A 5,156-nucleotide genomic window follows, 5' to 3' on the forward strand; every position below is an offset into this window, starting at 1 on the left:
TTTATTCAGGACGGGTCAAGCTTGCAGATAACGGTTTTGTGTATAATTAGTGCGGTTTTGTGTGCGAGGATTTTCCGCAGGAAAATCAGACGTAACAAAAGTGCACGGACTCTTGATTAAGCACTAAACTAAGCATTATTTTTATACGGTGTTGTAAAACGTTTTTATTCATTTAAGGTTTTAATAATATTGGTTGTCAGTTTAGAATTGTTGTCCGATTTTAAGTAAATGAATTTCATTCCCCAACCATTGTCAATATTTAAAATTCCGTAATTTATATTGAAAAGCATTGGTCCATTTCCGTCGGTAATTGGCTCTTTTAATTTATAAAGGTCAAATTCAGTTTCTGATAATTCAGATTCCGAGTATTTGTTCTTTTTAGTCAGCTCAAATTCCCAAAAGTCAAGTGATAAAGTTTTAGAATTGATATTAAAACGCAAGTTTACGTTTTTTTCATTATCATCTAAATTCAGATATTTATACTTGATTATACTGTCTTTAGTTTCTATCGTCAGTTTGTAGTTTTCTGTACGTTTAAGAGAATCCAAATCAAAGATATATAGAGTTCTGTTTTCAGATACTGCTCCTTTTTTAGATTGGGAACAACTTACTGAAATCAGTACAATAATTAATATTTGAAGGGTTTTTCTCAAATGTTTTACAACGGTTAGTATAAGAATAGTTGCGGGTTTATGTGCGAGGATTTTCCGAAGGAAAATCAGACGTAGTAAACTTGCAACGACCTTTGGTTAAGCCCAAAATTGAGCGATTATTTTTATACATTGTTGTGTGTAGTTTTTTTTAATCGGTTAATTATTTTTCTCGCTCTACTTTCCACATTTTTCCATTCCCATAATTCTGGATTACCAAATTCAGGATTTGTGCTTTTCCAGTTTTCAGCTCGTTTTTTTGAATTTACGGAAACTCTACATTCAATTCGGTTTTCTCCGTTTTGCAAGTCAAACTGAATAAAGATTATTGCCCAACCATCTATTCGATAGCGGAAAGTTTTTCCGTCACAATGTTTAGGATTGAGCTTTATTTTCGAGGTAAAGAACTTACCTTTCGATTCAGGATTATACATTCCAAATCCGAAATGCACTTTTCCATTTGTGATTCCCTTGTCAAAATAGTCTTGGAATTCAGCCAGATTATTTATCTGAACTATTTCCTTTTCCATTTCAGAGTACGACTCATAGAATTCAGTTTTTGAGTCCGAAAGAATGTATTCAATCAGTTCAAAAAGTTGGTTTTTATCTATGATTTCTGTTCTCTGCATTAGGTTTTCTCAAATTACACACAACGGTCTCGTATAACCGTCAGTTACGGGATTAAAGATAATGATTTTCGGTTAAGCACTGACGTTAGCAATTCCGAGTGGATTCGGACGTAGTCGAATCCGCCGTAATTGCGGTTATACATTGTTGTAACACGTTTTTTAATCAATTGTCTGTAGTCTAATTGTTTGATAAATAAATAATATAATTACTGGACTTGAAAGTCCGATTAATAGTATTTTTTTGTTCAAATTATTCCATTTTGTCCAATGTTTAATTGTTCTTCCAATTACCGCTATTCCTAATCCAAGTGATATTAGTATTGAAGGAAGAAAGAACATAAAATTGAAACTAAAATTATGAGGTGCATATCCTTCTTTAATTCCGAGTAATGGTTCTCGGAAATAATTTATGAATAGAGCAATAGTCAACAATAAAATGCTTGTCAATGCCATTCTGAAAGTCCATTTTATTTTTCTATTCATATAAATTATTTAACCAAACATCGCCCAAAGCATTGACATAATTGAGTTAAAAGTGCTTTGTTCTTTTTCGGGTTCACAGTATTTTTTTGATAAGTATTTTAATGACTTTTTATTCCAATTACTATCAAATATTGAATTCAGTTCAGACTTGTGATTTTGTATTTCAGATTCTGAAAGTTCGTTCTTTTTTATTTTGTATTCGGTTTGTATTAATTCCGTTATTTTCTCAAACTCTCCGTTTTGAAACAATTCCTTTTCCTTTTGAGTTCCTACATTTTCCAACGAGGATTTTTTTCCTTCGTAGGTGTTATAAATTCCCAAATGTTTTTTAGTTAATTTCAATTTTTCTTGGTTTGGTCAAATGTGTTACAACGTTGTTGTATAAGAATAGTGCGGTTTTGTGTGAGAGGATTTTCCGCAGGAAAATCAGACGTAACAAAAGCGCACGGACTCTTGATTAAGCACTAAACTAAGCATTATTTTTATACGGTGTTGTAAGCTGGCTTTTATTCCGCTTATTCTTAAATCACAAACCATTTTTCATCAAATTCCGCAATTGGCTCATAATCTTTGTTTGTTCCGAAATGGATTTCGTCTTCGTGAAAAAACAGCAATGTCCATTCCAGACTTTGGTCAAAAACCGTTAAATCATCAGCTCCGCCATAAAATATGGAATCCCAATATTTAACCACAAATTTCCATTTCGTTTTCATTCCATTGTTTCTGTCCCAACAGAGGTAAACTTCTTTGTCAAAAGGAATTGCTCTTTGGTAAAGCCACTTGGTTATGTCCTTTTCATTATTTTCAAGAATTTTAGCTTTGTCCAGATTTCTAAATAGTCCACTTTTAAATGGTAAATCATTATGAATTTTACAATCACTTATATAATCAGCAAGAAATTCCGCTCCGAGCTTGTCTAAAGGCTTTAATTCATTCAAATGTTGTTCAGGTAAACAATCATATTCTTCTTCCGTAAACCTCCATTTAAGAGTGAATTCAGTCATTGGAATTATATGTTTGTTTAAATCTGCAAATGTCATTTTCAGCTTGCTTACAACGGTTCCGTATAAGAATAGTGCGTAGTTTGAGTCCGAGGATTTTCCGAAGGAAAATCAGATGCAAGCAAACAAGCACTAACTTTAGATTTAGGAATAAACTTACGCATTATTTTTATACAATGTTGTAACACGTTTTTTTTCTTATTATACCACCTAAAATTCCGCCAGAGATGAAAGTCGGAATAAATCCGAATATTAAAATCCAAAAGAATGGCTTATAATAATAATCTACAATAGCCTCATAAATCGTATCTCCACTTTGCAATCCTTCTTCTATAAATCCAACAGTCGAACCTCCAAAAGTGCCGAAAATCAGAATTAACATAAGTCCGAGCATTCCAACAAGTATTGAATTCCATTTTTTTTCGCAAATCAGAGTTTGCATTTTCTTTCCGACATAATAACTTGATATTATTAGAAATATAATTCCTAATCCAATATTTAATGGAAAGTCAGAAATAAAGTCAAATAAATCTCGAAAAGGATGATTATAACCTGCTAAAATCCATAGAAAAATTAAAATCGCAATCAATAGGTTTATTCCAACTGTAATAAGTGTGTATTTAATGGCTTTATTCATTCAATTTTAATTCAGACGTATGTTTTGGCAAATGTGTTACAACGTTAAGTATAAGAAACGTAGGGCAGGTGATAAGCACTATCGTTTCGGTTTATTACTTAGCTAAATATAAATATTTTGCTTTTATCTTTTCTACTATAAACGCCAAATTTTATATTTAGCGGACTTTGTTAATATTCACAGACCTTTCGGTTTAGCACAAATACCCTATGTTTTTTATACACTGTTAGGCAACGTTTTTTTTGCACTTAGCTTTTTTGCAAATTCTAAAATAGCATCTTCTCTGTTTAAATAATCCTCAAATGTTGGTTGAATTGGGTAATCAGGAATTACTCCTCGACCTATTTCCCCTTTGTCAACATCTAATGAGAACTTTAGAAGTGGAATGTCTACAGAAATCTTCGTGTTCGGGAGTTTGAGTTCCAAACCATAACCGCTCGTATTGCCATAAAATCCACCACCGACTTCTTCTCCGATAAATATTGCATTAGTGTGTTGTCTCATTAAACTAGAAAACTCTGCTCCACCAGAATAAGTCCACCCACTTGTTAGGATGTAAATATTTCCAAGAAAAGGATTTGGTTTTAGTGGTTCAATTTTTTCGATGTCTTTTCTTCGTAATATTCTACCATCATCTGCTAAAGAATGTTCTTTCTTTATATCATTTTCTAGTTCTTTAAAATCTTCTTCTTTAGCATAGTCTGTGTATTGGTAAAAGGAATAATTAAAGGATGAAATTTCAACGTCTTTATATTTATTATATGGTTTATCTGTTAAATATGAAAACAAATAATCTTCATTTCCTTCTGTTCCGCCACCATTTTCCCGTAAGTCAATTATTAAGTTTTTGACTTTTAAGCTATCTATTTTTTTGAAAGAGTTTGAAACAAATTTTTTAAATTCTATATCATTTTCTTCATAGAGAACGTTGTGGAATGTATTGAAAGTTAAAATGGCTGTATTAGGTTGCAGGATTTTGAATTTGGCTGGTTCCAAGTCCGAATACAATCCTACCTCTTTACTTATACTTTTTAAATTCTCTTTATTTACGCTTTGTATTTTATGTAAAGTGTTGGAATTTGTTTTTGGGTCAGAAACTTCAATTTCAAATTCCTTTGGTTGTCCAATGGTTGATGCATACATTGTACTTAAACGTATATTATCCAACCACCTGTATTTTGATTGTTTTATGAAACCATCTGAAGCAATGGTATTAAACAGATTTTTATATATTTCTGTTATGGATTTTCCATTTATTTTTTTCAGTTCAAAACCTTTTATCTCTATATCTTCACTTGGATTGTTTAAAATGTGAATTTTTTCGTTGACACTCAAAACAGATAAAGGGATAAATGTACCATTAACTTCTAAAAATTCAAAAACGTCTTCTGGTAAATAAATATCGCAATGGTCTTCTTTAGTGTAAGAAACAATTGGAGAAACTATATTATAAAATTGAAGCCCGTTCAAACTGTCTTTTAATAAATTCTTTTGTACACCTACAAGGCTGTCAAATTGTTTTTCGGTGTTGTACCAATAAATCCCTGTATGAGCTTCTTTTAGGCTATTTGTGAGAAGTTCAAAATCATTGATTAATTCAGATTTCGGATATTTTTTTAGGTCAAGTTTCGCTAAAGTATTAGTTGACGTTTTAGTGTTTTCATTTTTACACGAATAGAATGCAATTAAAAACATTAATATTAAATAGAATTTTTTGTTCATTCCTTAAATGTTCGTTTAAATGTCTTGTCCTGAA

The 5,156-nt window shown here is 31.4% G+C and carries 7 protein-coding genes; all 7 read right to left on the reverse strand.

Going from position 1 to position 5,156, the window contains the following annotated elements; all coding sequences use genetic code 11:
• Positions 1-164 precede the first annotated feature (164 nt).
• The 7 genes from KO500_RS06090 to KO500_RS06120 all read right to left on the reverse strand — a co-directional run bounded on the left by KO500_RS06090 (position 165) and on the right by KO500_RS06120 (position 5,122).
• On the reverse strand, positions 165-653 hold the full coding sequence (locus tag KO500_RS06090) for a hypothetical protein (RefSeq protein ID WP_215955632.1): 489 nt from the start codon (positions 651-653) through the stop codon (positions 165-167).
• Between the two features lie 122 nt (positions 654-775).
• Positions 776-1,279 carry a hypothetical protein gene (locus KO500_RS06095; RefSeq protein ID WP_215955633.1) on the reverse strand — a complete coding sequence of 168 codons (504 nt, stop codon included), beginning with the start codon at positions 1,277-1,279 and terminating at the stop codon, positions 776-778.
• Between the two features lie 159 nt (positions 1,280-1,438).
• Positions 1,439-1,762, reverse strand: a complete 324-nt coding sequence (locus KO500_RS06100) for a hypothetical protein (protein ID WP_215955634.1) — start codon at positions 1,760-1,762, stop codon at positions 1,439-1,441.
• A 9-nt stretch (positions 1,763-1,771) separates the two neighbouring features.
• Entirely contained in the window at positions 1,772-2,104 is a 333-nt protein-coding gene (locus KO500_RS06105) for a hypothetical protein (protein ID WP_215955635.1), read from the reverse strand.
• A gap of 179 nt (positions 2,105-2,283) precedes the next feature.
• Positions 2,284-2,802, reverse strand: a complete 519-nt coding sequence (locus KO500_RS06110; RefSeq protein ID WP_215955636.1) for a DUF2947 family protein — start codon at positions 2,800-2,802, stop codon at positions 2,284-2,286.
• A gap of 130 nt (positions 2,803-2,932) precedes the next feature.
• Positions 2,933-3,400, reverse strand: a complete 468-nt coding sequence (locus KO500_RS06115; RefSeq protein ID WP_215955637.1) for a hypothetical protein — start codon at positions 3,398-3,400, stop codon at positions 2,933-2,935.
• A 216-nt stretch (positions 3,401-3,616) separates the two neighbouring features.
• Positions 3,617-5,122 (reverse strand): S41 family peptidase, encoded by a 1,506-nt coding sequence (locus KO500_RS06120; RefSeq protein WP_215955638.1) that lies wholly within the window; start codon positions 5,120-5,122, stop codon positions 3,617-3,619.
• Positions 5,123-5,156: the final 34 nt, after the last annotated feature.

It is taken from the genome of Cellulophaga baltica (assembly GCF_018861125.1).
Classification (GTDB): Bacteria; Bacteroidota; Bacteroidia; order Flavobacteriales; family Flavobacteriaceae; genus Cellulophaga; species Cellulophaga baltica_A.

What these genes read in the sequence shown, in the direction of transcription:
- KO500_RS06115 (WP_215955637.1), bottom strand. Translation starts at nt 3,400, where the DNA reads ATGAATAAAGCCATTAAATACACACTTATTACAGTTGGAATAAACCTA.
- KO500_RS06095 (WP_215955633.1), bottom strand. Translation starts at nt 1,279, where the DNA reads ATGCAGAGAACAGAAATCATAGATAAAAACCAACTTTTTGAACTGATT.
- KO500_RS06100 (WP_215955634.1), bottom strand. Translation starts at nt 1,762, where the DNA reads ATGAATAGAAAAATAAAATGGACTTTCAGAATGGCATTGACAAGCATT.
- KO500_RS06120 (WP_215955638.1), bottom strand. Translation starts at nt 5,122, where the DNA reads ATGAACAAAAAATTCTATTTAATATTAATGTTTTTAATTGCATTCTAT.
- KO500_RS06110 (WP_215955636.1), bottom strand. Translation starts at nt 2,802, where the DNA reads ATGACATTTGCAGATTTAAACAAACATATAATTCCAATGACTGAATTC.